Below are 23,968 nucleotides of genomic sequence, written 5' to 3'. Positions count from 1 at the left end.
CGGACAGGGTCTGCCGGGCTCAGGGCGCCCAGGTCAAAAAGTTGGTCAGCAGGGCCAGGCCGAGCTTTTGGCTCTTTTCCGGGTGGAACTGGGTGCCGGCCTTGTTGTCCCGGGCGACGATGGCGGTGACGTCGCCGCCATAGTCGGTGGTGGCGACGAGGTCCGCCTCGTTCTCCACCTGCAGCTGGTAGGAGTGGACGAAATAGGCGTGCAGGCCGTCTTCCCCCGTCGGAATGCCGGCGAGCAAGGGATGGGCATGTTTCACGTGAATCGTGTTCCAGCCGATCTGCGGGATCTTCAGCTGGGGATCGTTCGGCACGATCGGGGCGACGTCGCCGGGAATCCAGCCGAAACCGCGCGTGACGGTCTTTTCCAGGCCCTGCGTCGCCATCAGCTGCATGCCGACGCAGATGCCGAGAAACGGACGGCCGCGCGTCTCGACGGTCTCGACCAGCGCCTCGGTCATTCCCGGCACGGCGTCGAGGCCGCGGCGGCAGTCGGCATAGGCGCCGACGCCCGGCAGGATGACGCGGTCGGCGCGGCGGACGGTCTCGGGATCGTCGGTGAGGACGATGTCCGTCTCCAGCCCCGCCTCGCGCGCGGCGCGCTCGAAGGCTTTTGTCGCCGAGCGCAGATTGCCCGAGCCGTAGTCGATGATCGCCAGCATCAGCGCACCCTTTGCGAATCGAAGAGGCCGAGCGAGGCCCGGCGCTCGGCCAACCGGCGCGCGAGAGGCCCGCCGGTTGCTATGGGAGTGCCCGCGGCGGCGGCCGAGGTCGGTCCCGCCCCGGCCGCGCCGCCGGCATAATAGAGGATCGTCGCCTCCGCTTCGTCCGCGGCGTCGACGACGGCGACCTCCTCGAAACCGCGGCGGCGGTAACGGGCGGCGCGAAGGCTCGGGCCCTCCAGCGCGACAAAGAGGCCGAGGAGCAGCGGCAGGACGAGGCCGGCCAGCCCGAGGCCGGCCCGCTCCGCCGCCCAGCCGAGACCGAGATCCAACGCCAGGACGGCGAAACCCGCCAGCACCAGACGATGGCGCCAGAGCCACAGCCACGGCAGCACCACCGCCCATTTCGTCACACCGTCGCGCAGGAACACCGCGCCCTCGCTCGGCCTGACGCCGTCGTCCGACGGCGGCTCGAACACGACGTAGCGCGTCATGCCCCGCCACCCTGGCAGAGCCGGCGGCTCACGCGAGAACGCCCTTGGTCGAGGGCACGAGGTCGGCCTGGCGCGGGTCGATGGCAACGGCCTCGCCCAGCACCCGCGCCACCGCCTTGAAGCAGGTCTCGGCGATGTGGTGGGCGTTGTCGCCGTAGTGGTTCTCTATGTGCAGGGTGATGCCGGCATTCTGCGCCAGCGCCTGAAAAAACTCGCGCACCAGCTCGGTATCGAAGGTGCCGATCTTTTCGCGCGGAAATTCCACCTTGAACACCAGGAACGGACGGCCGGAAACATCCACCGCCGCGCGCGTGAGGCATTCGTCCATGGCGAGGTCCAGCGAGGCGTAGCGGCGGATGCCGCGGCGCTCGCCGAGCGCCTGACGGATCGCCTGGCCGAGCGCGATGCCGGTGTCCTCGACGGTGTGGTGGTCGTCGATGTGCAGATCGCCGTCGGCCCGGGCGGTGATGTCGATCAGCGAGTGGCGGGCGAGCTGCTCCAGCATGTGGTCGAAGAAGCCGACGCCGGTGGCGACGTCCGCCCGGCCCGATCCGTCGAGGTCGACGCGCACCTCGATCGCGGTTTCGTTGGTCTTGCGCACGATCTCTGCCATGCGCCGGCCCGCGGTCTCGCTCATCTCACGTCCTCTTCCGCCGGTGCCCGGCCTCGGCCTTCGCTTTAATGCAGATCGCCGCGGGCGCGAAGGCCCGCCCGCCACAAATCCGCCGGCAATCGCCGCGCCATCTCCGGCAACGCGGCGCCGGTTTGGCGCCGGCGGCACGAGCCCTTACATGAGGCCCCGACAGGCGGACGGCAACATCGTCCGCCGCATCGGAAAGAGACGACATGCAAGAGCACAACCCCGCCACCATGTACTCCACCACCATCGTCACCGTGCGCAAGGGCGGCCGCGTCGTCATCGCCGGCGACGGCCAGGTGTCGCTCGGCAACACGATCATGAAGGGCAATGCCCGGAAAGTCCGGCGCATCGGCAAGGGCGGCAATGTCATCACCGGCTTCGCCGGCGCCACCGCCGACGCCTTCACCCTGCTGGAGCGCCTCGAGGCCAAGCTCGAACAATATCCCGACCAGCTGATGCGCGCCTCGGTCGAGCTCGCCAAGGACTGGCGCACCGACCGCTATCTCCGTCGGCTGGAGGCGATGATGCTGGTCGCCGACCAGTCGATCACCCTGGCGCTGACCGGCAATGGCGACGTGCTGGAGCCGGAGGGCGGCATCATGGCGATCGGCTCGGGCGGCAATTACGCGCTCGCCGCCGCGCGGGCCCTCGCCGACACCGACTACGACGCCGAGGAGATCGCCCGCCGGGCCATGAAGATCGCCGGCGAGATCTGCATCTACACCAATGGCAACATCGTCCTCGAGAGCATCGAGGGAGCCCTGTGACGTCCGAGGCGCGGACCGACCGCGCGGCGCCGGCCCCTGGCGGCGCGACGGCGGCGGCGTCCGTCGGCGCGGGCGGGACCCCCACGCCATCGGGCCGGGGCAGGCCTGCGGCCCGGGAGCGTGATCGCGGGAGCCGTCCGTCGACTGGCGGAAAAGCGACCGTGACAACAGAGCACCGAAGCGGGACGGCCATCTGATGAACGCTCGTTCCCCTTGCCTGCCGGCCCCGGTCCGGATGAAGGCGACTTGAGCCTTGCCGAGCGCCCCCGGCCGGCCGGCCGGCCGTTTCCGGCTCGGCTGCGGCAGCTGCGCCGGGCGGCGGCATTCTGGACGGAGCGCCGCATCCGCCTGGTGACGGGGCTCGTCCTCTTCGCCTTCATCGCCCTGCATTTCGCCAACCACGCGCTGGGTCTCGTGTCGCTGACAGCGATGGAAGAGGGCGAAAAGTGGTTCGGGCGGATTTGGGGCGGCGGGCCGATGCGGGCGCTGTTCTACGTCGCGCTGATGGTGCATTTCGCCCTGGCGCTGCATGCGCTGTACAAGCGTCGGACACTGCGCATGCCCATGCGCGAGGCGATGCAGATCCTGTTCGGCCTCGGACTGCCGCTCCTGATCATCCCGCACGTTCTCGCCGTCGGCTTGGCCGAGCAGACGACGGGGCACGACGCCGACTATGCGCATGTCGTGCACGCGCTGTGGGCCGCGCCGGCGAATGCTCTGCAGCAAGTGGCGGCGCTCGTCGTCGCCTGGGTGCATGGCTGCCTCGGCCTGTGGTTCTGGCTGCGCTTCCGGCCCTGGTTCCCGCGCATCGCCCTCCCCGCCTTCACCATCGCGCTGCTCGTGCCGGTGCTCTCGATCCTCGGCTTCGTCGCCGCCGGCAAGGAGATCGGCAGCGGCCTCGTCACCGTGGTCCGCCATCCCGCGACGCCGGCCGGCGCGGCGCTGGCCGCCCAAGCGAGCCTCGCCGTGCACGCGCTCTACTTCGGTGCCATCGCCGCGACTCTCCTCGCCCGAGCGCTGAAGCAGCGACGCGGGCTCCTCAGCGGTTTCCGGGTGACCTATCCAGAAGGCCAGGTCATCGCCGTGCCGATCGGGACCAGCGTGCTCGAAGCGAGCCGCATCGGCGGCATCCCGCATGTCGCGGTCTGCGGTGGCAAGGGCCGCTGCTCGACCTGCCGGGTGCGGGTGATCGAGGGACAGGGCGCGCTGCCGCCGCCGCATGCGGCCGAGCGCACGACGCTGGAGCGGATCGATGCCCCCAGCGACATCCGCCTCGCCTGCCAGCTGCGCCCGACGGCGAACCTGCGCGTCGCGCCCGTGGTCACCGCCGAGCTGCCGCGCCTCGACGGCGGCGCGACGCTGGCCTGGCGCGCCGGGGCGGAACGCAGCATCGTCGTGCTGTTCTGCGACCTGCGTGGCTTCACCGCCATGACCGAGCGGCGCCTGCCCTTCGATACGGTCTTCCTCCTCAACCGCTTCTTCGCCGCCGTCGGCGAGGCGGTGGAGAGCTCTGACGGCTATCTCGACAAGTTCATCGGCGATGGCGCGCTGGCGCTGTTCGGCCTCGGCAAGCCGCAGGATGCCGCCTGCGCCGACGCGCTGATCGCCGCCGCGCGCATCGCCCGCGCCGCCGACGCGCTGAACAGGACGCTGGCGCAGGAGCTCGGCGGCGCCCGCATCCGCGTCGCCATTGGCCTGCACACCGGGGCGGCGATCGTCGGCCACATGGGCTATGGCCGCGCGGCCAGCCTCACCGTCGTCGGCGACACCATCAACACCGCCAGCCGGCTCGAGACCGTCGCCAAGGAGCACGACGCCGAACTCGTCGTCTCGGTCGAGCTCGCCGAGCGCGGCGGCCTGCCGCTGAAGGCCGGCAAGCGCAAGATCGTCGCCATCCGCGGCCGCAGCGCCCCGCTCGACGTGCTCGTCGTCACCGACGCCAGGCGCCTCGACGAAAAGATGGCGGTGGCGGGGTAGGCGGCGATCTCGTGCGCCCGCTGGCGCTCCCCCTCATCGCCCTGCCGGGCACGTCTCCCCGGAGGGGCGAAGAAGAACGTTGTCGGCGCGCGCCGACCCTCGTTCGTATGGCCTGAGTTCGCATGTCACGATCCCCAGCCATGCATCGTGCACATAGCCGTTCTGCGCCCGGCCGATAGCTGAAAATGCAGGGTCTGCCATTCCCGATCAGCGCTCCTATGCATGACCGCGATCGCCTATATCGGGGACGTCGAACGAAACGAACCGCCCAGCCACCACCGACGAGAGGCTGGACCGCAAAGGATACTGCCATGAACATCGCCCGCTCCTTCCAGGCTTGGCGCCAGGCCCGCAACACCGAGGCCGAACTGAACCGTCTGTCGCACCGCGAACTCGCCGACCTCGGCATTTCCCGCGCCGACATCCCGATGATCGCCCGTCAGGCGGTCCGCTAAGAATTCGAGCTTCGCCGGGGTCGTCCTCCCACGACCCCAGCGGATCGGCCGCGCGGTTCCTCCCACCGCCGACGGCCAACCCAAGACGCCCTTGCCGGTCCTCCCCCGGCAAGGGCGTTGTCGTTTCCGGGGCAGGCTTCCGTTCGACTCCTATATCCAACCTGATATAGTCGGCCGATGAAGCCGGTGGCTTTCCTCGGAAGCGCGCTCGACGCGTTGCGGTCGTTTTCAGAAGACGCACGGCGTCGGATCGGTTTCCAGATCGACCGGGTGCAGCGGGGACTCGACCCCGACGACTGGAAGCCGATGACGACGATCGGTCCCGGCGTCCGCGAGATCCGGGTGCGCGACGCGACAGGCGCCTACCGGGTCGTCTATGTCGCCACCTTCGAAGAAGCCGTCTACGTGCTTCATGCCTTCCAGAAGAAGGCGCAGGTGACGTCCAGGCGCGACATTGCCCTCGCGAAGGCGCGCTTCGACGACCTTGTACGGGGACGGAGATGATGACCGAACACCGTTTTGACAGTATCTGGGACGCCCTGGAGGATTCGCCCGGGGAAGCGGCCAACATGAAGGCCCGCTCGGGTCTGATGTCGGCGATCCGCGAGGCCGTCCTCGGCTGGAAGCTGACACAGGCCGAGGCCGCGAGACGGCTTGGCGTGTCGCAGCCGCGCATGAGCGATCTCCTGCGCGGCCGTATCGACAAGTTCAGCCTGGACGCTCTGATGGTCTTGGCAGGCAGCGCCGGCCTGACCGTCGAGTGGCGAATCGGCAAGACGGCCGCCTAGCATCGCATCGTCGATGCTTCGGCATGCCCCTCGTCATCGGACACGCTACCGTTGACAACAGGAACCCTTTCCGGCCGCCCGGCATTCACGCTGCCATGGACAAGCCCCTCGACGACCGCCGCCCCTTCGCTCTCGTCGTCGACGATGATGCGCTGATCCTGATGGATGCCTCGGATATTTTGAGCGACGCCGGCTTCAGGCCGCTGGAAGCCAGCAATGTCGATGCCGCCGAAGCCGTGCTGATCGAGTATGCGGCGGAGATCACCCTGCTCTTCACCGACGTCCAGATGCCGGGTGACCGCAATGGGTTCGATCTTGCCCGCCTGACGGCCGAGCGATGGCCCGATATCGGCATCCTGATCGCCTCGGCCGTCGCCGACCCGCACCCGGAGCTGATGCCCGAGGGCGCCATGTTCGTGCGCAAGCCGTTTTCCCAGGACGTAATCTACGACCACCTTCGGCGGCTCCTGCCGGAGGGCAAGAAGCCCGAACCGCTGAAGGCGAAGACGCGGGCGCATTGAGGCAACCAGCGATCGACACGGCGCGGCGTCAGGTCGGTCCGACGAGGGAGCCCGAGCCCGAAGCCCTATTCCGACGAGACGCAGCGATACGGCGCGATCATTCCGTCAGCGGGAGACATGATTTTCAGCGAAACGTGAATTGGTGGAGCCAGACGGAATCGAACCGACGACCTCTTGCATGCCATGCAAGCGCTCTCCCAACTGAGCTATGGCCCCACGGGAGCGTCGCCCGAAGGCGCGGTCCGGACCGAAACGTTTGGGGCGCTTCGGGTGTGGCGGGTTCATACTGAAGCCTGCCGGGAGGGTCAAGCGGCAAATCCGCTTTGTCGTCATTTGGCCGTCATGCCGGGCCGGAAAGTCAGCTTGGCGAAGGCTTGCGGTCGCGCCGCGCCTTTTTTGAGGAAGCGCCTGCGCCCGCAAAGGCGGGAGGGGCAGCCTCCTCGCCGGCGTTGCCGCGCGCCGCCGATGGCGCCGCGCGGGAAGGTGCCGAATCGATCAGTCGTCGTCGTCGTCGCGCGAACCGATGATGTCGGTCATGTCGTCGTCTTCGTCTTCGTCAGGCTCGAGGAAGGTGTCGGCGTCGTCGGCCTCGACTTCCTCGTCCTCGTCGTCGTCGATGTCGATCGTGTCCTTCTTGACCGCGACCTCCTCGTCCTCCTCGATGTCGGTCAGCGACACCGTCTCGGGCGCGTCCTCGGCGTCGTCGGCGACCTCGGGGACCTCGGCCTCGGCCTCGGGGACGACGGCGGCGGCGCCGCGCTTGGCGCGGGCCGGGATCTCGAAGAAGGAGACGGGATAGCTCGTGCCGGTATAGGGCGAGACGATCGGATCCTTGTTCAGGTCGTAGAACTTGCGTCCCGTCTCCGGGCAGATGCGTTTGGTGCCGAGTTCTGGATTTGCCATGGGGTGCCTCGCGTCTTTCAAATGTCTGCTGGATCGCCCCGCGCCACGCGCCGGGCAGAGGGGACGGGGCACCCGATCGGCGGGGCGCCTGCCGTCCCTGTCCCGGCGCTGGGAACAGGCGCGCGGGCAAGAAAACCGGTTGGTCCCTTACGTCGTGCACGAAAGCTTGTCAAAGCGGAAGCCGGGCGCTGCGCGACAGCGCAAAATCCGCGCCTTGCCGGGCCGAAATCCTGCCGGCCTCAGGGTGACGCGCCCTTTTCTCCCGTGCTAACTCCGGCCGCGAAGAGGGCCTTCGAGCGGCGCCCTTGCTGAAGACAGCCCGGTTCGCCCGAAATGGGGGCCGGGAAGGAAGGCGACAAGCCATGAGCGGACATGATTCGGCGCCCCAGCCGATGCAGGCGTCAAAGAGTCCCGGCCTTGCCGGCGCGGCCAAAATCCCCGGCGACAAGTCGATCTCGCACCGGGCTTTCCTGTTCGGGGGCCTGGCGGCCGGGCGCACCCGCGTCAGCGGTCTTCTAGAGGGCGAGGACGTGCTCGCGACCGGCCGCGCGATGCGGGCGATGGGGGCGAAGATCGTCAAGGAAGGCGCGCACTGGCTCGTCGACGGCGTCGGCAATGGCTGCCTGCTCGAGCCCGAGGCGCCGATCGATTTCGGCAATGCCGGTACCGGCGTGCGGCTGACCATGGGCCTTGTCGGCCCCTATGATTTCGGCGCGACCTTTACCGGCGACGCCTCGCTGTCGCGCCGGCCGATGGGCCGCGTGCTCGATCCGCTGCGGCTGATGGGTGTCCAGGTCGCCGCGCGCACCGGCGACCGGCTGCCGCTGTCGATACGCGGACCGCGCGTCGCCGCGCCGATCAGCTACCGCGTGCCGATGGCCTCGGCGCAGGTGAAGTCGGCGGTGCTGCTGGCCGGCCTCAACGCGCCGGGCGTAACCACGGTGATCGAGCCGGTGATGACGCGCGACCACACCGAAAAGATGCTGGAAGGGTTCGGCGCGACGGTCTCGGTCGAGACCGATGCCGCGGGCGTGCGGACCATCCGGCTGGAGGGTCAGGGCAGACTGTCGGGCGTCGCCGATTTCGTCGTGCCGGGCGATCCGTCCTCGGCCGCGTTTCCGATCGTCGCGGCCTGCATCGTGCCGGGCTCGGACGTCACCATCCTCAACGTGCTGATGAATCCGACCCGCACCGGGCTGATCGCGACGCTGACGGAGATGGGCGCCTCGATCGAGATCCTCGATCCGCGCTCCTCGGGCGGCGAGGACGTCGCAGACCTGCGCGTGCGCCATTCGGCGCTGAAGGGCGTCACCGTGCCGGCCGAGCGGGCGCCGTCGATGATCGACGAATATCCCGTGCTCGCCGTCGCCGCCGCCTTTGCGGAAGGGCGGACAGTGATGCAGGGGCTGGAGGAGCTGCGCGTCAAGGAGAGCGACCGCCTCGCCGCCGTCGCCGCGGGCCTTGCCGCCAACGGCGTCGAGCATGTCGAAGGCCCGGAGAGCCTCACCGTCACCGGTCGGCCGGATGGCAAGGGCATCGGCGGCGGCACGGTGGCGACGCATCTCGACCACCGCATCGCCATGAGTTTTCTCGTCCTCGGCCTCGCCGCGGAAAAGCCGGTGACGATCGACGACGCGGCGATGATCGCCACGAGCTTTCCCGAATTCACCGGTCTGATGACGGCGCTCGGCGCCAAGCTCGAGAGCCTTGCCGAATGACCGGGAGTGATCGGGCCGACACGGTGCGCGCGAAATCGCTCGTCATCGCCATCGACGGGCCGGCGGCGGCCGGCAAGGGCACGCTCGCCAAGCGCCTGTCTGAGCATTACCACCTGCCCTATCTCGACACGGGCCTTCTCTATCGCGGCATCGGCAAGCTCGCTTTCGAGCGCGGCGTCGATCTCGACGACCCGGTCGCGACCGGGGAGATCGCCCGGGGGCTCGAGCCCGCGCATCTCGACGAACCGCCGCTGCGCGGCCACGAGGCCGGCGAACGCGCGTCGCGCGTCGCGGTCCACCCGCCGGTGCGCCAGGCGCTGGAGGATTTCCAGCGCGCCTTTGCGGCAGGTCCGAAAGGCGCCGTGCTCGACGGGCGTGACATCGGCACCGTGATCTGCCCGGGCGCCGACGTCAAAATCTTCGTCACCGCCTCGGCCGAGGTGCGCGCCCGCCGCCGGACGGACGAACTGGCGGCGAAGGGCCGGCCGCCGGAATACGAACGCATCCTCGCCGAAGTGAAGGAGCGCGACGCGCGCGATGCCGGGAGAGCCACGGCGCCGCTGAAGCCCGCCGCGGACGCCCACTTGCTCGATACCAGCGAAATGGATATAGAAACCGCATTCCAGACGGCTTGCGGACTGATCGATCGGTCCCTGAATCGCGCGGAATGAGGCATGAGGGCGGCTCTCGCAGGAGGGCGCGCCCTTTTTGGCCATTCCGGTGACGGTGCGCCTTCGCGCCCTGCCGGCGGGCCGAGATTCGAGAACCCTGCCCAAGGCCGGTCCACCGCGCCAGCCGGTGCTCTTCCCGCAAGGGGATGGCTCCGGGCCCTTCTTCCGCTCCGCGGAACGGGGCGGGACCAGTCCGACGGCGTCCTGAAACACGAACACGCGGCGCACGGCCTCCCCCCGACGACACGGGCGACGAGGTCCCAAGGAGAACGAATGTCAAACACCAACCCATCGCGCGATGATTTCGCCGCGCTGCTCGAAGCCTCCTACCAGGATCACGATGTCGCCGAAGGCGCCGTGGTCAAGGGCATCGTCGTCGGCATCGAAAAGGACATGGCCGTCATCGACGCCGGTCTGAAGGTCGAAGGCCGCGTCGCGCTGAAGGAATTCGGCGGCAAGGGCGGTTCGGAGCTGAAGATCGGCGACACCGTCGAGGTCTATGTCGAGCGCATCGAGAATGCCCTCGGCGAAGCCGTTCTGTCCCGCGACAAGGCCCGCCGCGAAGAGAGCTGGGTCAACCTCGAGGTCAAGTTCAACGCCGGCGAAAAGGTCGAAGGCCAGATCTTCAACCAGGTCAAGGGTGGCTTCACCGTCGATCTCGACGGCGCCGTGGCCTTCCTGCCGCGCTCCCAGGTCGACATCCGCCCGATCCGCGACGTCACGCCGCTGATGAACACGCCGCAGCCGTTCCAGATCCTGAAGATGGACAAGCGCCGCGGCAACATCGTCGTCTCGCGCCGGACCGTCCTCGAAGAGTCGCGCGCCGAACAGCGTTCGGAAATCGTGCAGAACCTCGAGGAAGGCCAGACCGTCGACGGCGTCGTCAAGAACATCACCGACTACGGTGCGTTCGTCGACCTCGGCGGCATCGACGGCCTGCTGCATGTCACCGACATGGCCTGGCGCCGCGTCAACCACCCGACCGAGATCCTGCAGATCGGCCAGACCGTCAAGGTCCAGATCATCCGCATCAACCAGGAAACCCACCGCATCTCGCTCGGCATGAAGCAGCTCGAGGCCGATCCTTGGGACGGCATCGGCGTGAAGTACCCGATGGGCGTCAAGGTCACGGGCCGCGTCACGAACATCACCGACTACGGCGCCTTCGTCGAGCTGGAGCCGGGCATCGAAGGCCTGATCCACGTCTCGGAGATGAGCTGGACCAAGAAGAACGTCCATCCCGGCAAGATCCTGTCGACGACGCAGGAAGTCGAAGTGGTCGTTCTCGAGGTGGATCCGGTCAAGCGCCGCATCTCGCTTGGCCTCAAGCAGACCCTGCAGAACCCATGGGAAGCCTTCCGCGACCAGTTCCCGATCGGAACGCTGGTCGAGGGCGAGGTCAAGAACAAGACCGAGTTCGGCCTGTTCATCGGCCTCGAAGGCGATGTGGACGGCATGGTCCACCTGTCGGATCTCGACTGGAACCGTCCGGGCGAGCAGGTCATCGAAGAGTACAACAAGGGCGACATCGTCAAGGCCCAGGTGCTCGACGTCGACATCGACAAGGAGCGCATCTCGCTCGGCATCAAGCAGGTCGGTGGTGAAGGCCAGGGCTCCGGCCCGTCGGGCGCCTCCGGTGCTTCCGCTTCGGCCTCCGGCCCGGCCGAGCCCGGCGAAATGCGCCGTGGCTCGATCGTTACCTGCGAAGTCACCGCGGTCACCGATGGCGGCCTCGAGGTCAAGATCGTCGACAGCGACTACACCTCGTTCATCCGTCGGGCCGATCTCGCCCGCGACCGCGAGGACCAGCGTCCGGAGCGTTTCCAGGTCGGCCAGAAGGTCGATGTCCGGGTGACGCAGTTCGACAAGAAGGCACACCGCATCGGCGTGTCGATCAAGGCGCTGCAGATCGCCGAAGAGAAGGAGGCCGTGCAGCAGTACGGTTCGACCGACTCCGGCGCCTCGCTCGGCGACATTCTCGGCGCTGCACTGAAGGGCCGCGGCGACGAGGAGTAGGCTTCAGCCTCTCCCCGACTGACATGAGAAGGCCCGCGGGACGTCCCCGCGGGCCTTTTTCGTTTCCGGGATGACGTGCTCGGCCGGTCTGATGCGAGGCGGATCGGAACTCACCGATGCGCCGAAGGCACCCCGCGCCGGGACCACGATCTATTTCTTCTGGGCCGCTGCCTTGGCAGGCGTTTCGCCGGTCTTGTGACGCTCGGCCTCGTTCGTCGCCGTCTTGGCAGCGTCCTCGGCCGTCGGATTGGCGGTTTCTGGCGGTTTTCCCTTGTCCATGTCGTCCTCCTCAGACGGGTTGCGTCAGCACAATCCGGGCGCTGGCTCGGGCGTTCCGGTCGGGCGCAAATATTGCGCCCGACCCCTCGGCCTCGGCGTCTCGGGGGATAGCTTGGCCGCCACGGACTCGTGAAAGGAAAGACCTACAGGTCGTCGCGGCTTTCCCCCTCGCCGCCCTGGCGGATCGGCGACGGCGGAGCGGTGTCCTCGGGCTTGCCTTCCGTGTCGGGCAGCGGCTCCTTCGCGGGTCCGCTGTGGGCAGGTCCTTCGTTCTGCGCTTCCATCGGCGACACCTCGGCGTCAACAGTCTTTTCCGCGTCGATCATGTCTCGCTCCTCGCCTCTGATCTCCTCACAAGGGGCAAAGCAGGCACGGGTTCCCGGGACCTCTTGGTTAATGCGCGGCCGACATTTCCAGGGCAGACTGATTAACCCGCGATTCAGCGGAACGATGCAGGATCAGGGGTGTTCTTCGCTCGTCTTCCACGCCATGCTGCGCGTGTCCGGACTTTCGGAGAAGCGACAGGCGCACCGGGGACTGACATGGACTTTGCCGACATCCTCGACGAAATCGCCCGCCCCGCCGCCTCGGCCGACGACGATACCTACAGACGCGCCGGTTCCCGGGCCTCGCCGGAATTCTGGCAGGTTCTCGACCAGCTCTCGGAGGGCAGCGCCGGCGACGCCGGCGTGATGAAGGCCGCCTATTTTGCCGACAGCACCCTCACGCCGGAAGTGCTCGTCGACGAATGGTCCTATGGTGAGCTCAGCCTCGAGCCGCAGGACATTGCCCAGGAACTCGGCCTTGCCACCGTCGGCTCCGTGGAGGCACTGTCCAGCGTTCGGCGCCGGTTCGCGCTCGCGAACCATCCGGACCGCGTCAGGCCGGCCTACCGCGACCGCGCCAACCAGCGCATGACCATCGCCAACATGCTGATCGATCAGGCCGGAAGCCGCCTCGCCCGCTAGCATTGCCCGCCGGCAAGCGCCTTTGCACCACCGGAGATAGTCCAGCGGGCTGGCGCCAGCCTTGTCGGCCGCGTCACCAGCCCCGAAGCGCGGGGGCGCTGCCCTTGCCGTCGACCGCCGCCCCGTCGCATAAGCGTGCGAAACGCCGTCGAGGACACGAACGTGACCCTGAAATCCCGCATCATCCCCTGTCTCGACGTCAAGGACGGCCGTGTCGTCAAGGGCGTGCGCTTCGAGGGTCTCGTCGACGCCGGCGATCCCGTCGAGGCGGCCGCCGCCTATGACGCCGCAGGCGCCGACGAGCTCTGCTTCCTCGACATCACCGCCTCTTCCGAAAACCGCGACACCATCCTCGACGTCGTCGCCCGAACCGCCGAGCGCTGCTTCATGCCGGTGACCGTCGGCGGCGGCGTGCGTGCGGTCGCCGACATTCGCCGCCTGCTCCTCGCCGGCGCCGACAAGGTGTCGATCAACACCGCCGCCGTCGCCCGGCCGGAATTCGTCGCGGAAGCCGCCGACAAGTTCGGCAACCAGTGCATCGTCGTCGCCATCGACGCCAAGCGCGTCAGCACCGAGGACGGCCGCTGGGAGATCTTTACCCATGGCGGGCGAACGGCGACCGGGATCGACGCCGTCGAATTCGCCCGCCGCGTCGCCGCGCTCGGCGCCGGCGAAATCCTGCTCACCTCGATGGACCGCGACGGCACCAAGGCCGGTTTCGACATCGACTTGACGCGCGCCGTCGCCGATGCGGTGAGCGTTCCCGTCATCGCCTCGGGCGGCGTCGGCACGCTCGACCATCTCGTCGCCGGCATCCGCGACGGCCATGCGACGGCCGTGCTCGCCGCCTCGATCTTCCATTTCGGCACCCACACCATCGCCGAGGCCAAGGATCACATGGCGCGGGCAGGCCTGGCGATGCGGCGGGACGCGCTGTGAGCGTGTCGACTTTGGTTTTGGTGGCGCCCACCCCCCTCTGGCCTGCCGGCCATCTCCCCCTCAAGGGGGGAGATCGATGCTCGCCCACGCCGCACCTGCCGATCTCCCCCCTTGAGGGGGAGATGCCTGGCAAGGCAGAGGGGGGTATGACGCCGCTGGCCTCCGTCAGAACATACTCGACCGGAGCCGCCCGATGACCTTCACCCTCAGCGACCTCGAAGCCATCGTGGCGCGGCGTGCCGTCTCCGGCGACAAGAGCTCCTACACCGCCAAGCTCGCGGGCAAGGGCATCGCGAAGACCGCCAAGAAGCTCGGCGAGGAAGCGGTGGAGACGGTGATCGCGGCAATCTCGGAAGACGATGCCGCGCTGGTCGGCGAAAGCGCCGACCTCCTCTACCACCTGATGGTCGTCCTGCACCTCCGGCAGGTGCCGCTCGCCGACGTCCTCGCCGAACTCCAGCGCCGTACCGCCGAGACCGGGCTGGAGGAGAAGGCCCGGCGTCCTCAGGACGTCTAGGAACGACCATGGACCAGATGACGCCGTCGAAATTCTCGCCCTACCGCTTCTATTCCGCAGAGGAATGGGCCGCGTTCCGGGCCGGCCAGCCGCTGACGCTGACGCAGGAAGAGGTCAAGCGCCTGCGCACGATGGGCGATCCCGTCGATCTCGACGAGGTCGGCCGCATCTACCTCGCCGTCTCGCGCCTGCTCTACGCCCATGTCGAGGCCTCGCAGGCGCTGTTCTCCCAGCGCGAAAAATTTCTCGCCCGCTCCGGCGCGACGAAGACGCCCTTCATCATCGGCATCGCCGGCTCGGTGGCGGTCGGCAAGTCGACCACCGCGCGCGTCCTGAAGGAGCTGCTGGCGCGCTGGCCGACCTCGCCGAAGGTCGACCTCGTCACCACCGACGGTTTTCTGTTTCCCAACGCCGTGCTGCAGGCCGAGGGACTGATGCAGCGCAAAGGCTTTCCCGAGAGCTACGACGTCGGCACGATCCTGCGCTTCCTGTCGGACATCAAGGCCGGGGTGCGTCATGTCGAGGCGCCGGTTTACTCGCACTTCGTCTACGACGTGGTGCAGGGCCAGCACGTCAGCGTCGACCAGCCGGACATCCTGATCTTCGAGGGGCTGAACGTCCTGCAGGTGCGCGACCTGCCGAAGGACGGCAAGATCGTGCCCTTCGTCTCCGACTTCTTCGACTTCTCGATCTATATCGACGCCGAGGAGACCGACATCCGGCGCTGGTACATCGAGCGCTTCATGCGGCTGCGCGAGACCGCCTTCCGCGACGAGGGCTCGTTCTTCCACCGCTACTCCCAGATCGACGAGGCGGAAGCGCTGGAGATCGCCGAGGGCCTGTGGGCCAACATCAACGGCCGCAATCTCTACGAAAACATCCTGCCGACACGGCCGCGCGCCGACCTCATCCTGCGCAAGGGCTCGGCCCACCGCATCGAGCAGGTGGCGCTGCGAAAATTGTGATCGCGCCCCGCCGGCCAGCTTGCCGCCGACCCGGCGAGCGCGTAACGCTGCCGCCGCCAGATGCCCGCCCGTGCTCGGCCCGGGCGGCTTGCCAGACCGAGCTTTTCCCGATCGCCCTGCCATCCGCCGATGCCAAGGCTGATCCGGATGGCGCCGAAAAGCGGGACGCGGTCGTATTGCCGCCGCGCTGATGGCGTCTGACCCCGTTTGACACTGCCGACGACCACCGAAGCTTCGTGGAGCCCCTCATGGATGTTACCCGCCGACAGATCCTCGCCTCGCTCGCCGCCCTCGGCGTCGCCCTGCCGTTCCGTGCCGGCGCGGCGACGGCGGATGCGCTGACTTTTGGCGAGAAGCAACCCTATTCCTTCGACACCCTGGTCTCCCGCATGCAGGCGCTGGCCGCCGAGCCCTACGTGCCGGAGGTGCCGCGCTTCAGCGACGTGCTCGAACGCATCGACTACGACCAGCACCAGCGCATCGAATTCCTCCGGCAGAACACGCTCGACTTCGACGGCGGCAAGGCGCCGATCCGCTTCTTCCACCTCGGCCGCTACTTCAAAATGCCAGTCGGCATCCATGTGGTCGAGGGCGAAAGCGCCCGCGAGGTGATCTACGATCCGAAACTCTTCCGCATCCCGGCGGAAAACCCGGCCAAGGAACTGCCGGACGATATCGGCTTTGCCGGATTCCGCGTGCTGGAGCCCGACGGCGACCGCGACTGGCTGTCGTTCCTGGGCGCCGCCTATTTCCGCACCTCGGGCGAGCTCGACCAGTTCGGTCTGTCGGCGCGGGCGCTGGCCATCGACGTCGCCATGCCGACGCCGGAAGAGTTTCCCCGCTTCACCGACTTCTATCTCGCGCCGTCGGACACCGGCGGCCGGATCAAGATCGCCTGCGCGATGAACAGCCCGCGCATCACCGGCGTCCTCGAAATGGACTGCAGCAAGGACGGGCCGATCGTCATGGAGATCCGCTCGCGCTATTTCGCCCGCGAGGCGATCGAGCGCACCGGCATCGCACCGCTCACCTCGATGTTCTGGTATTCCGAGACCGACCGCGAGCGGCGGCTCGACTGGCGTCCGGAAATCCATGATTCGGACGGGCTGGCGATCTGGACCGGCGAGGGCGAGCGGCTCTGGCGGCCGCTGAACAACCCGACGACGGTGATGACCTCGACCTTTTCCGGCACCGCGCCGCGCGGTTTTGGCCTCCTGCAGCGCGACCGCAGCTTCGACCATTACCAGGACGACGGCGTCTTCTACGAAAAGCGCGCCAGCGTCTGGATCGAGCCGAAGGGCGAATGGGGCGACGGCGCCGTGCAGCTTGTCGAGATCCCGACCGACGACGAGATCCACGACAACATCGCCGCCTACTGGCTCGCCGCCAAACCCGTCGCCAAAGGGGATGCACTCGCCTACGACTACCGCCTGACCTGGGGCAAGGATGCGCCGCATCCGGCCGCGGTCGGTACGGTCGTGGCGACGCGGATGGGCCGCGGCGGCACCACCGGCCAGCCGCGCCCGCCGGGCGTGACGCGCCTGGTGGTGGATTTCGACGGCGGCGCCATCGCCGCCCTGCCGGCGGACGCCGAGGGCGTCGACACCGTCGCCTCGGCCTCGCGCGGCACCGTCTCGCTCGCCCAGTGCTACCGCCTGAAGGTCGGCACCGCCTGGCGCGCCACCTTCGACCTCAAGGTCGAGGGCACCGAGCCGGTCGAGCTGCGGCTGTATCTGAAGAAGGGCGATACCGCCCTGACCGAGACCTGGGCCTACCAGTTCCATCCGCTGGCGCCGGAAAAGCCCGCCTGAGACTTTTGCTTCGGCCCGGCGCGAAGGCGTCGGGCTGGCCATGCCGGGTGAAGGCAGCGGGCGAGGCGCACCGCGCGCGCGGGATCACGAACTGTCCGGACAAGACCGACCGACGCTCCGGCGGCTGTCTGCAGCCTGCTGGAATTTCTAGCTGAGATAGCCCATCTGCGCCGCGATCGCGACGGCGTGGGTGCGGTTGGAGGCGTTCACCTTGCGCGTCGCCGAGGAGAGATACTGCGAGATCGTGTATTCCGAGAGGGACAGGATCGTGCCGATCTCCGACGAGGTCTTGCCCAGCATGGCGAGCTTCAGGCAGTCGCGCTCGCGCGTCGACAGCGGGTTGCTCTTGCGGTTCTCCTCGAAGCGGCAGGCGGCCAGCATGCCGAAGATGGCGAAGGCCGGCAGCTGCAGTTCGGCCGCCCGCTCTTCCGACAGCGGCGGTCCCTCGCCAGCGAAGGCCAGCGCCCCCTGAAAAGTGGTCATGCCCTGGATGGGCACATAGACACCGCTGTGGAAGCCGTGGCTGTTGAGGAGATGGGCGGGCGGATTGGGCTCGCCCTCCTCCTCCGCGCCGTGCAGCATTTCCACGTCCCAGACGAAGGGCGCCGGACCCGCCTTGAGGGCCCGGATGACCGGGCTGAACCGGAGCAGGCCGAGCTTCTCATAGGCGGCCAGGAAGGACAGTTCCCAGTTGCCGAACAGAAAGCTCAGCGAGGCGCGGTTGTCGTCGGCGGCCGGCAGGGTGAACAAAGCGAAGCGCCGGTAGCCGTAGAGAAGCGCGATCTGCTCGGCCGCCCGGGCGAGATGCACCTCTTCCCACGGGCGCTCCAAGCTTTGAAGAATCGTCATCGCATCGGACATTCTGCGCTGGCTTTCCTCATTTCTCGTCGTCGGACCGGGGCGGCGACATAGGAGCCGGGCGCCCCCAGATAGGGTCCCGGACCGATCCTCGCTCCGACGGCTGGCCGCGATTTCGCAGACGCAACCGCGTCATCCCTAGCCCAAAATCACGGTCAGCCGGCCGACGCAATCCCATTTCTTCCCGTCGTCCGGGAAGGTAGTCAATGAACCGTTAATCAGCTTTGGAGCCTATCGACCGGCAATGCAAGGCGCCATCTTGGTCCAGGAGCCTCCCCTCGCGCAACCGATCGGAGTGCTTTATGGCCTCAAGGCCGCCCTCTCCGGCGCGTGTTCGCCGACCCTGCCGGCGGTCTCGGCCCCCAGCAGTGGCAGTCCGGGGATGGAGCCCCCATCTGAGCTGAGACGCCGCGTCCCGCGCGGCAATCTTGCCTGGGCCGCCTGCGCCCCGGCCGCTTTCCAAGAGTGATTCATGAGTGATTATTCTCCCCGCGAGATCGTTTCCGAACTCGATCGCCACATCATCGGCCAGAACGACGCCAAGCGCGCCGTCGCCGTCGCCCTGCGCAACCGCTGGCGCCGCCAGCAGCTGGAAGGCTCGCTGCGCGAAGAGGTGATGCCGAAGAACATTCTGATGATCGGGCCGACCGGCGTCGGCAAGACCGAGATCTCGCGGCGCTTGGCGCGCCTGGCCGGCGCACCCTTCATCAAGGTCGAGGCGACCAAGTTCACCGAGGTCGGCTATGTCGGCCGCGACGTCGAGCAGATCATCCGCGACCTCGTCGAGATCGGCATCGGCCTGGTGCGCGAGAAGAAGCGCGAGGACGTGAAGGCCAGGGCGCATCAGGGCGCGGAGGATCGCGTTCTGGAAGCCCTCGTCGGCAAGACCGCCTCCCCCGCCACCCGCGACAGCTTTCGCAAGAAACTGCGCTCGGGCGAGCTCGACGACAAGGAGATCGACATCGAGGTCGCCGACACCGGCAATCCGATGGGCGGCATGGAGATCCCCGGCATGCCCGGCGGCATCGGCGTGATGAACATCTCGGAAATGCTGGGCAAGGCGATGGGCGGGCGCACCAAGCAGCGCCGCACCAGCGTCAAGGAGAGCTACGCGCTCCTCATCGGCGAGGAATCCGACAAGCTGCTCGACCAGGAGCAGGTCGTCGCCGAAGCGATCGCCTCGGTCGAGAACAACGGCATCGTCTTCCTCGACGAGATCGACAAGGTCGCCAACAACCGGGACAGCCACGGCGGCGCCGGCGTCAGCCGAGAGGGCGTGCAGCGCGACCTCCTGCCGCTGGTCGAGGGGACGACGGTCGCGACCAAGCACGGGCCGGTGAAGACCGACCACATCCTGTTCATCGCGTCGGGCGCCTTCCACGTCTCCAAGCCCTCCGACCTCCTGCCGGAGCTGCAGGGCCGCCTGCCGATCCGCGTCGAGCTGCAGGCGCTGACCAAGGACGATTTCCGCCGCATCCTGACGGAGACCGAGGCCTCGCTGATCAAGCAGTACATCGCGCTGATGAAAACCGAGAAGGTCGATCTCGAGATCACCGCGGATGCCATCGATGCCATCGCGGACCTTGCCGTCTCGCTCAACGGCTCGGTCGAGAACATCGGCGCGCGTCGCCTGCAGACGGTCATGGAGCGGGTGCTGGACGAGATCTCGTTCGAGGCGCCGGACAAGCCGGGGGCAACCTACGTCGTCGACGCTGCCTATGTGCACAAGGCGCTGGATGGCATTGCCGGGAATGTCGACCTGTCGCGCTACATCCTGTAGCGCGCGATTTCCCGGCTGGTGCGTATCTGTGGTCCCTCACCCCAAGGCCTGTGGAAGGGCGGGGGACCCTGCACGGCGCGTCACCCTGGTGCCGACCCTCGTGGTTCGACAAGCTCACCATGAGGGTAATGGCGTCTACGCCACCCTCGCCATGGCCCGGTCACGCACCGGCACCGACAGGGCTCTGATGGTCGGACTGCGTCCCTCGCCGACGGTCAGCACCGTGCCCGACGGCACCAGGCTCCAGGTCCCGGCATTCTCGTCGCAGGGCTCGGAGGCGATTAAAATGCCCTCGCCGGCGCTGCGCCAGTAGAGCGAGGGCGGGCGACCATCGCTCGCCCAGCGATAGGCGTAAAGCGTCTCGCCGTCGCTGTGCACGGCGGCAAAGCGCAGCGGCGTCTCCTCGCCGGCCATGGCCGCGACGATCGCTTCCAGCGTCGTCCCGATGGCCGCGACGGGATCGGCATCGAGCCCGGCCCCCATGGCGGCGAGGAAGATCGCTTCGGAATCGCTGGTGCCCTTGCGCAAGGGGTAGAGATCGTCGGGGATCAGCGCGTCGACGCGGCGGCGCAGGCGGTCGTAGCCGCCGACCTGGCCGTTGTGCATGAACAAATGCCGGCCGACGGCGAAGGGATGGCAGTTCGCCGTCGAAACCTCGCCGGAGGTCGCCGAGCGGACATGGGCGAGGAACAGCCGCGAGCGGATCTGCCGGCAGAGCGAAGCGAGATTGGCGTCCGACCAGGCCGGCAGGATGCCGCGATAAAGGCCCGGCTCGTCGTGCTCGCCATACCAGCCGACACCGCAGCCGTCGCCGTTGACGATGGTTTTGGCCTCGCGCGCAGCGAGCGACTGCGAGATCAGCGAGGCCGTCGGGCGGATCAGCAGCTGGTCGAGGAAGACGGGCGTTCCGGAATAGGCGAGGAAGCGACACATGGCGGCACTCTCTGGCCGCGGGCTGCGACCGGAGCCATCCTGCCGCCTCAACCCTTCGCCAGGCTGGCATTCGCGCCATCCGAGGGGATGCGTCCCAGCGCCCCATGAAAAAGCCCGCCCGCCCCGAGGGAGGCGGACGGGCTCAGCACCCTAGACGATGGCCGCGGAGACACCGCGGCAATGGGCTGTTCCGGATGGCCTAGAGAAAGCCGCCCAGCCAGAGGATCAAGATGATCGGGATCGGAATCCCGATCAGCCACATGAGTCCGCCCTTGAACATCGTCGCTCTCCTGTTGCTTCGGGCCATCAACCGCGGGCGCTGGGGAAGGTTCCAGTAGAGAGCGGTGTCTCACGTGTGACATCGCGCAACTCGACAGTGATTCCCCAAGCTTCTAGGGTGGCGCGCGGCACCCCGGCCCTCCTCCCCGACCAAAGAGTTCGCCATGATGCGTGTCCGCCCCTTCCGGCTCGCTTTTCTGATCGCCTGCCTCCTCGGCCCCACTCTTCCCGCCGCAGCATTGACCGCCGTTCCGCCGGGCAACAGCCATGCCGAGCAGCCGGGCGTTCCCGCGGCCTCGGCGCGGCGGACAGCGGCGATGAAGGTCACGTTCGAGCGCAAATACGAAAAGATCCGCGACCTCATCGCCGGCAATGCCGAGCTGCGCGGCAAGATAGACAAGGCGGCGCGCGCCTACGGCATCGACGCCATCCACATCGTCGCCGCCCTCGTCGGCGAACACACCTACAATGTCGACGCCCTCGACCGGCTGCAGACCTACTACGTCAAGGCGCTGTCCTATCTCTCCTCCGGCGTCGAGTTCGCCCATGACGGCGAGAGCATCACGGACTTCGTGGCGCGGCCGGAGTTTTCCGCCTGCCGCGATTCCGGCAGCGACGAGACCCTGTGGAGCTGCCGGGAGACGGTCTTCGACCGCGCCTTCCGCGGCAAGACCGTCGGCGGCCGGTCCTATCCGGACGATCGCTTCGGCGCGGTCTTCTTCCAGCCCTTCTATGCCGGCCAGACCTTTGGCCTCGGCCAGATCAACCCGCTGACGGCGCTCGGCGTCTCCGACACCGTCCACCGCGTCTCCGGCTATCCCGAACTCTCCGCTGACAAGGCGCCCGAGGTCTATCAGGCGATCATGGATCCCGACCGGTCGCTCGCCTACATGGCCGCGACGATCAAGGGCGCCATCTCGGCCTATCGCGACATCGCCGGCATGGACATTTCAGGCAATCCCGGGATCACCGCGACCCTCTACAATGTCGGCAGCGCCCGCGCCCGGGCGAGCGCGCTGGCGGCCGAGAACCGACGGCGGGCCGCGGCGGGAGAACCGCCAAAACTGCCGGAGGAGAACTATTACGGCTGGCTCGCCAACGACAAGCTGGACGAGTTGCAAGCCGCCATCCGCTGAAGCGGTACAGCGGGCGATCCGGGCGCTTCGAGTGGCAACGAGACGAGCAGGGTCGGAATCAATCCCACAACGGTGACGCTCGTCATCCCGGACTTGATCCGGGATGACGAATTTCAGGCGTTTGCGTCCATCTTTCGCGATGGCGTCCGGACGCCATCTCGTCCGGCAAAGACCATCGCCACCGGCTTTCGCCAGTGCCCCGTTACGGGCCGCTCCTCAGCCCCGGATGAAGGCGAGGAGGTCCGCGTTGATCAGCTCGGGATGCGTGGTGCACATGCCGTGCGGCAGACCCTCATAGACCTTCAGCGTGCCGTGTTTCAGGAGTTTGACGCTGAGCATGGCGGAGTCGGCGATAGGGACGATCTGGTCGTCGTCGCCATGCATCACCAGCACCGGCACGTCGATCTTTTCGAGATCGGCGGTGAAGTCGGTTTCCGAGAAGGCCTTGATGCAATCGTAATGCGCGGCGATGCCGCCCATCATGCCCTGCCGCCACCAGTTCTGCTTCACCCCCTCGCTGACCGTCGCGCCGGGGCGGTTGAAGCCGTAGAAGGGGCCGGCCGGGATGTCCTGGTAGAACTGCGCCCGGTTGGCGGCAAGCTGGGCCCGGAAACCGTCGAACGCGGCGATCGGCAGGCCGCCCGGGTTCTTGTCGGACTGCACCATGATCGGCGGCACCGCGCCGATCAGCACCGCCTTGGCGACGCGGGACGTGCCGTGGCGGCCGAGATAACGCGCGACTTCGCCGCCGCCGGTGGAATGGCCGATATGGACGGCATCCTTCAGGTCCAGTGCCTCGGCCAGCGCCAGCACGTCGTCGGCATAGGTGTCCATCTCGTTGCCGGTCGCCGTCTGCGTCGAGCGGCCATGGCCGCGGCGGTCGTGCGCGATGACGCGAAATCCCTCGCCGAGGAAGAACTGCATCTGGGCGTCCCAGTCGTCGGCGCTGAGCGGCCAGCCATGATGGAAGACGATGGGCTGGCCCGTCCCCCAGTCCTTGTAGAAGATGTCGGTGCCGTCCTGGGTGGTGATGCTGGGCATGCTCGGTCTCCTGACGATGAGGGAAACAGGATGGCCGTGCTGAAGCCTGCGTCCACAGGCGAACGCGTTCGAGGCTCCGCAACCGGCCTCCAGGGACGAGGGGGCGTGCGAGGGTGCCCAGGCCGGCGCGCCATCGAAGGGGCGGGACCGCTGGGTACACGGAAGTTTGACTGACTATTGCGACGGGTTCAAGAACCCGGTCAGACCGCCGTTCGACGTCCGGATCTCCTGGACCGAAAGGACCGCACAGGGTGCGGGCGGAACCGGGCCTCAGACGACGCGACAGAGCGCATGAAGGCGCCGGGCGGTCGGCAGGACCATCCGGCGCCTTGAGGCCTGTGCGGCTCGGCAGGGTGTCGCAGGGGCGAGGGAGGGTGCATCCCGCCTTGGGTCACGCCGCGGGATGAGGCTGCGTCAGAAGGGCTTCACGACCACCAGGATAACGATCAGCACCAGCACCACTGTCGGCACCTCGTTCATCACCCGCCAGTGCAGCGCGCTCTTGACGTTGCGGTCCTCGGCGAACTTGCGGGCGGAGGCCGAGAGGTAGCCGTGCAGGCCCGACATGGCGACGACGAGCGCGATCTTGGCGTGCAGCCATCCGCCCTGGAAGGCGAAGGTGGAATAGGCGAGCCAGAGGCCGGCGGCCCAGGTAATGATCATCGAGGGCAGCATGATGCCCTTCAGGAGACGGCGCTCCATCACCTTGAAGGTCTCCGACTGCGGCGTGCCGGCCGTGGTGCCGGCATGGTAGACGAAGAGGCGCGGCAGATAGAGCATGCCGGCCATCCAGGCGATCACCGCCAGGATGTGCAGCGCCTTGATCCAGAGGTCGAATTCCATCT

Annotated in this window: 26 protein-coding genes and 1 tRNA gene; 16 read left to right on the top strand and 11 right to left on the bottom strand. The window is 67.8% G+C overall.

The genetic code is table 11. The annotated features are described in order from the left end of the window. Positions 1-19: 19 nt before the first annotated feature. The 3 genes from hisH to hisB are packed head-to-tail and all read right to left on the bottom strand — an operon-like array spanning position 20 to position 1,798. Positions 20-670: an imidazole glycerol phosphate synthase subunit HisH gene (gene hisH / locus IEX88_RS00500; RefSeq protein ID WP_188849254.1), complete on the bottom strand. Its 651-nt coding sequence runs from the start codon at positions 668-670 to the stop codon at positions 20-22. After that, positions 667-1,161 (bottom strand): DUF2628 domain-containing protein, encoded by a 495-nt coding sequence (locus IEX88_RS00495; protein ID WP_188848501.1) that lies wholly within the window; start codon positions 1,159-1,161, stop codon positions 667-669. Before IEX88_RS00495 ends, hisH begins: the two co-directional genes overlap by 4 nt. Before the next feature lie 28 nt (positions 1,162-1,189). Next, a complete protein-coding gene (gene hisB / locus IEX88_RS00490) occupies positions 1,190-1,798 on the bottom strand; it encodes an imidazoleglycerol-phosphate dehydratase HisB (RefSeq protein WP_188848499.1) in 609 nt (202 codons plus the stop codon). Positions 1,799-2,007: 209 nt separating this feature from the next. Here hisB and hslV point away from each other — a divergent pair, with 209 nt between their 5' ends. From hslV to IEX88_RS00460, 6 genes are all read left to right on the top strand, one after another. Next, the gene (gene hslV, locus IEX88_RS00485) at positions 2,008-2,568 is read left to right on the top strand and encodes an ATP-dependent protease subunit HslV (protein ID WP_188848497.1); all 561 of its coding nucleotides are present in this window, start codon (positions 2,008-2,010) and stop codon (positions 2,566-2,568) included. A 246-nt stretch (positions 2,569-2,814) separates the two neighbouring features. Continuing rightward, on the top strand, positions 2,815-4,545 hold the full coding sequence (locus IEX88_RS00480; RefSeq protein WP_274604566.1) for an adenylate/guanylate cyclase domain-containing protein: 1,731 nt from the start codon (positions 2,815-2,817) through the stop codon (positions 4,543-4,545). Between the two features lie 311 nt (positions 4,546-4,856). After that, the gene (locus tag IEX88_RS00475; RefSeq protein WP_188848496.1) at positions 4,857-5,000 is read left to right on the top strand and encodes a DUF1127 domain-containing protein; all 144 of its coding nucleotides are present in this window, start codon (positions 4,857-4,859) and stop codon (positions 4,998-5,000) included. A 177-nt stretch (positions 5,001-5,177) separates the two neighbouring features. Continuing rightward, complete coding sequence (locus tag IEX88_RS00470; RefSeq protein WP_188848493.1) at positions 5,178-5,504, top strand: type II toxin-antitoxin system RelE/ParE family toxin; 327 nt, start codon at positions 5,178-5,180, stop codon at positions 5,502-5,504. Further along, positions 5,504-5,788, top strand: a complete 285-nt coding sequence (locus tag IEX88_RS00465) for a helix-turn-helix domain-containing protein (RefSeq protein WP_188849252.1) — start codon at positions 5,504-5,506, stop codon at positions 5,786-5,788. The genes IEX88_RS00470 and IEX88_RS00465 overlap by 1 nt, the downstream gene beginning before the upstream one ends. 95 nt (positions 5,789-5,883) lie before the next feature. Continuing rightward, entirely contained in the window at positions 5,884-6,309 is a 426-nt protein-coding gene (locus IEX88_RS00460; protein ID WP_188848491.1) for a response regulator, read from the top strand. Between the two features lie 140 nt (positions 6,310-6,449). Here the strand turns inward: IEX88_RS00460 and IEX88_RS00455 are convergent. Both IEX88_RS00455 and IEX88_RS00450 read right to left on the bottom strand, forming a co-directional pair. Then, positions 6,450-6,525: transfer RNA gene (locus IEX88_RS00455), tRNA-Ala, on the bottom strand. A gap of 279 nt (positions 6,526-6,804) precedes the next feature. Further along, entirely contained in the window at positions 6,805-7,212 is a 408-nt protein-coding gene (locus IEX88_RS00450) for a TIGR02300 family protein (RefSeq protein ID WP_188848489.1), read from the bottom strand. Between the two features lie 362 nt (positions 7,213-7,574). Here IEX88_RS00450 and aroA point away from each other — a divergent pair, with 362 nt between their 5' ends. The 3 genes from aroA (at position 7,575) to rpsA (ending at position 11,617) form a co-directional block, all read left to right on the top strand. Next, positions 7,575-8,930 (top strand): 3-phosphoshikimate 1-carboxyvinyltransferase, encoded by a 1,356-nt coding sequence (gene aroA, locus IEX88_RS00445; RefSeq protein ID WP_188848488.1) that lies wholly within the window; start codon positions 7,575-7,577, stop codon positions 8,928-8,930. Beyond that, entirely contained in the window at positions 8,927-9,601 is a 675-nt protein-coding gene (gene cmk / locus IEX88_RS00440) for a (d)CMP kinase (protein ID WP_188848486.1), read from the top strand. The genes aroA and cmk overlap by 4 nt, the downstream gene beginning before the upstream one ends. Before the next feature lie 273 nt (positions 9,602-9,874). After that, the gene (gene rpsA, locus IEX88_RS00435) at positions 9,875-11,617 is read left to right on the top strand and encodes a 30S ribosomal protein S1 (protein ID WP_188848484.1); all 1,743 of its coding nucleotides are present in this window, start codon (positions 9,875-9,877) and stop codon (positions 11,615-11,617) included. 150 nt (positions 11,618-11,767) lie between these two features. Here rpsA and IEX88_RS27010 read toward each other — a convergent pair whose 3' ends face one another. Both IEX88_RS27010 and IEX88_RS00430 read right to left on the bottom strand, forming a co-directional pair. Beyond that, positions 11,768-11,896 (bottom strand): hypothetical protein, encoded by a 129-nt coding sequence (locus IEX88_RS27010; RefSeq protein WP_274604565.1) that lies wholly within the window; start codon positions 11,894-11,896, stop codon positions 11,768-11,770. 143 nt (positions 11,897-12,039) lie between these two features. After that, on the bottom strand, positions 12,040-12,222 hold the full coding sequence (locus tag IEX88_RS00430) for a hypothetical protein (RefSeq protein WP_188848482.1): 183 nt from the start codon (positions 12,220-12,222) through the stop codon (positions 12,040-12,042). A gap of 216 nt (positions 12,223-12,438) precedes the next feature. Here IEX88_RS00430 and IEX88_RS00425 point away from each other — a divergent pair, with 216 nt between their 5' ends. From IEX88_RS00425 to IEX88_RS00405, 5 genes are all read left to right on the top strand, one after another. Further along, on the top strand, positions 12,439-12,864 hold the full coding sequence (locus tag IEX88_RS00425) for a hypothetical protein (RefSeq protein ID WP_188848480.1): 426 nt from the start codon (positions 12,439-12,441) through the stop codon (positions 12,862-12,864). A gap of 162 nt (positions 12,865-13,026) precedes the next feature. Beyond that, positions 13,027-13,803 (top strand): imidazole glycerol phosphate synthase subunit HisF, encoded by a 777-nt coding sequence (gene hisF, locus IEX88_RS00420; RefSeq protein WP_188848478.1) that lies wholly within the window; start codon positions 13,027-13,029, stop codon positions 13,801-13,803. A gap of 193 nt (positions 13,804-13,996) precedes the next feature. Further along, complete coding sequence (locus tag IEX88_RS00415; RefSeq protein ID WP_188848476.1) at positions 13,997-14,320, top strand: phosphoribosyl-ATP diphosphatase; 324 nt, start codon at positions 13,997-13,999, stop codon at positions 14,318-14,320. An 8-nt stretch (positions 14,321-14,328) separates the two neighbouring features. Continuing rightward, on the top strand, positions 14,329-15,285 hold the full coding sequence (gene coaA, locus IEX88_RS00410; RefSeq protein WP_188848474.1) for a type I pantothenate kinase: 957 nt from the start codon (positions 14,329-14,331) through the stop codon (positions 15,283-15,285). Positions 15,286-15,533: 248 nt separating this feature from the next. Continuing rightward, positions 15,534-17,096 (top strand): OpgD/OpgG family glucan biosynthesis protein, encoded by a 1,563-nt coding sequence (locus IEX88_RS00405; RefSeq protein WP_188848471.1) that lies wholly within the window; start codon positions 15,534-15,536, stop codon positions 17,094-17,096. Positions 17,097-17,243: 147 nt separating this feature from the next. Here IEX88_RS00405 and IEX88_RS00400 read toward each other — a convergent pair whose 3' ends face one another. Next, positions 17,244-17,945, bottom strand: coding sequence for a helix-turn-helix transcriptional regulator (locus IEX88_RS00400; RefSeq protein ID WP_188848469.1), 702 nt, complete (start codon positions 17,943-17,945; stop codon positions 17,244-17,246). Between the two features lie 481 nt (positions 17,946-18,426). Here IEX88_RS00400 and hslU point away from each other — a divergent pair, with 481 nt between their 5' ends. Further along, positions 18,427-19,734: an ATP-dependent protease ATPase subunit HslU gene (hslU, locus tag IEX88_RS00395; protein WP_188848467.1), complete on the top strand. Its 1,308-nt coding sequence runs from the start codon at positions 18,427-18,429 to the stop codon at positions 19,732-19,734. Positions 19,735-19,869: 135 nt separating this feature from the next. Here hslU and IEX88_RS00390 read toward each other — a convergent pair whose 3' ends face one another. Next, positions 19,870-20,667: a class II glutamine amidotransferase gene (locus IEX88_RS00390; protein WP_188848465.1), complete on the bottom strand. Its 798-nt coding sequence runs from the start codon at positions 20,665-20,667 to the stop codon at positions 19,870-19,872. Between the two features lie 443 nt (positions 20,668-21,110). Between IEX88_RS00390 and IEX88_RS00385 the strand changes: the two genes are divergently transcribed. Continuing rightward, entirely contained in the window at positions 21,111-22,082 is a 972-nt protein-coding gene (locus IEX88_RS00385; protein ID WP_188848463.1) for a DUF1402 family protein, read from the top strand. Positions 22,083-22,298: 216 nt separating this feature from the next. On the opposite strand, the gene IEX88_RS00380 is transcribed toward IEX88_RS00385, so the two are convergent. After that, positions 22,299-23,123 carry an alpha/beta fold hydrolase gene (locus IEX88_RS00380; protein ID WP_188848461.1) on the bottom strand — a complete coding sequence of 275 codons (825 nt, stop codon included), beginning with the start codon at positions 23,121-23,123 and terminating at the stop codon, positions 22,299-22,301. A gap of 414 nt (positions 23,124-23,537) precedes the next feature. Beyond that, on the bottom strand, positions 23,538-23,966 hold the full coding sequence (gene hemJ / locus IEX88_RS00375; protein WP_188848459.1) for a protoporphyrinogen oxidase HemJ: 429 nt from the start codon (positions 23,964-23,966) through the stop codon (positions 23,538-23,540). Positions 23,967-23,968 lie beyond the last annotated feature (2 nt).

Source organism: Aureimonas glaciei, from assembly GCF_014643375.1.
In the GTDB taxonomy this organism is placed as follows: Bacteria; Pseudomonadota; Alphaproteobacteria; order Rhizobiales; family Rhizobiaceae; genus Plantimonas; species Plantimonas glaciei.
Note: the sequence above shows the minus strand (reverse complement) of the source record. Positions and strands in the feature narration are given on the sequence as shown.

What these genes read in the sequence shown, in the direction of transcription:
- hslU (WP_188848467.1), top strand. Translation starts at nt 18,427, where the DNA reads ATGAGTGATTATTCTCCCCGCGAGATCGTTTCCGAACTCGATCGCCAC.
- IEX88_RS00385 (WP_188848463.1), top strand. Translation starts at nt 21,111, where the DNA reads ATGATGCGTGTCCGCCCCTTCCGGCTCGCTTTTCTGATCGCCTGCCTC.
- IEX88_RS00415 (WP_188848476.1), top strand. Translation starts at nt 13,997, where the DNA reads ATGACCTTCACCCTCAGCGACCTCGAAGCCATCGTGGCGCGGCGTGCC.
- IEX88_RS00495 (WP_188848501.1), bottom strand. Translation starts at nt 1,161, where the DNA reads ATGACGCGCTACGTCGTGTTCGAGCCGCCGTCGGACGACGGCGTCAGG.
- IEX88_RS00460 (WP_188848491.1), top strand. Translation starts at nt 5,884, where the DNA reads ATGGACAAGCCCCTCGACGACCGCCGCCCCTTCGCTCTCGTCGTCGAC.
- IEX88_RS00475 (WP_188848496.1), top strand. Translation starts at nt 4,857, where the DNA reads ATGAACATCGCCCGCTCCTTCCAGGCTTGGCGCCAGGCCCGCAACACC.
- aroA (WP_188848488.1), top strand. Translation starts at nt 7,575, where the DNA reads ATGAGCGGACATGATTCGGCGCCCCAGCCGATGCAGGCGTCAAAGAGT.
- IEX88_RS00470 (WP_188848493.1), top strand. Translation starts at nt 5,178, where the DNA reads ATGAAGCCGGTGGCTTTCCTCGGAAGCGCGCTCGACGCGTTGCGGTCG.
- hslV (WP_188848497.1), top strand. Translation starts at nt 2,008, where the DNA reads ATGCAAGAGCACAACCCCGCCACCATGTACTCCACCACCATCGTCACC.
- coaA (WP_188848474.1), top strand. Translation starts at nt 14,329, where the DNA reads ATGGACCAGATGACGCCGTCGAAATTCTCGCCCTACCGCTTCTATTCC.
- IEX88_RS00450 (WP_188848489.1), bottom strand. Translation starts at nt 7,212, where the DNA reads ATGGCAAATCCAGAACTCGGCACCAAACGCATCTGCCCGGAGACGGGA.
- IEX88_RS27010 (WP_274604565.1), bottom strand. Translation starts at nt 11,896, where the DNA reads ATGGACAAGGGAAAACCGCCAGAAACCGCCAATCCGACGGCCGAGGAC.
- rpsA (WP_188848484.1), top strand. Translation starts at nt 9,875, where the DNA reads ATGTCAAACACCAACCCATCGCGCGATGATTTCGCCGCGCTGCTCGAA.
- hisB (WP_188848499.1), bottom strand. Translation starts at nt 1,798, where the DNA reads ATGAGCGAGACCGCGGGCCGGCGCATGGCAGAGATCGTGCGCAAGACC.
- IEX88_RS00390 (WP_188848465.1), bottom strand. Translation starts at nt 20,667, where the DNA reads ATGTGTCGCTTCCTCGCCTATTCCGGAACGCCCGTCTTCCTCGACCAG.
- IEX88_RS00465 (WP_188849252.1), top strand. Translation starts at nt 5,504, where the DNA reads ATGACCGAACACCGTTTTGACAGTATCTGGGACGCCCTGGAGGATTCG.
- IEX88_RS00380 (WP_188848461.1), bottom strand. Translation starts at nt 23,123, where the DNA reads ATGCCCAGCATCACCACCCAGGACGGCACCGACATCTTCTACAAGGAC.
- hemJ (WP_188848459.1), bottom strand. Translation starts at nt 23,966, where the DNA reads ATGGAATTCGACCTCTGGATCAAGGCGCTGCACATCCTGGCGGTGATC.
- IEX88_RS00400 (WP_188848469.1), bottom strand. Translation starts at nt 17,945, where the DNA reads ATGACGATTCTTCAAAGCTTGGAGCGCCCGTGGGAAGAGGTGCATCTC.
- IEX88_RS00425 (WP_188848480.1), top strand. Translation starts at nt 12,439, where the DNA reads ATGGACTTTGCCGACATCCTCGACGAAATCGCCCGCCCCGCCGCCTCG.
- IEX88_RS00430 (WP_188848482.1), bottom strand. Translation starts at nt 12,222, where the DNA reads ATGATCGACGCGGAAAAGACTGTTGACGCCGAGGTGTCGCCGATGGAA.
- cmk (WP_188848486.1), top strand. Translation starts at nt 8,927, where the DNA reads ATGACCGGGAGTGATCGGGCCGACACGGTGCGCGCGAAATCGCTCGTC.
- IEX88_RS00405 (WP_188848471.1), top strand. Translation starts at nt 15,534, where the DNA reads ATGGATGTTACCCGCCGACAGATCCTCGCCTCGCTCGCCGCCCTCGGC.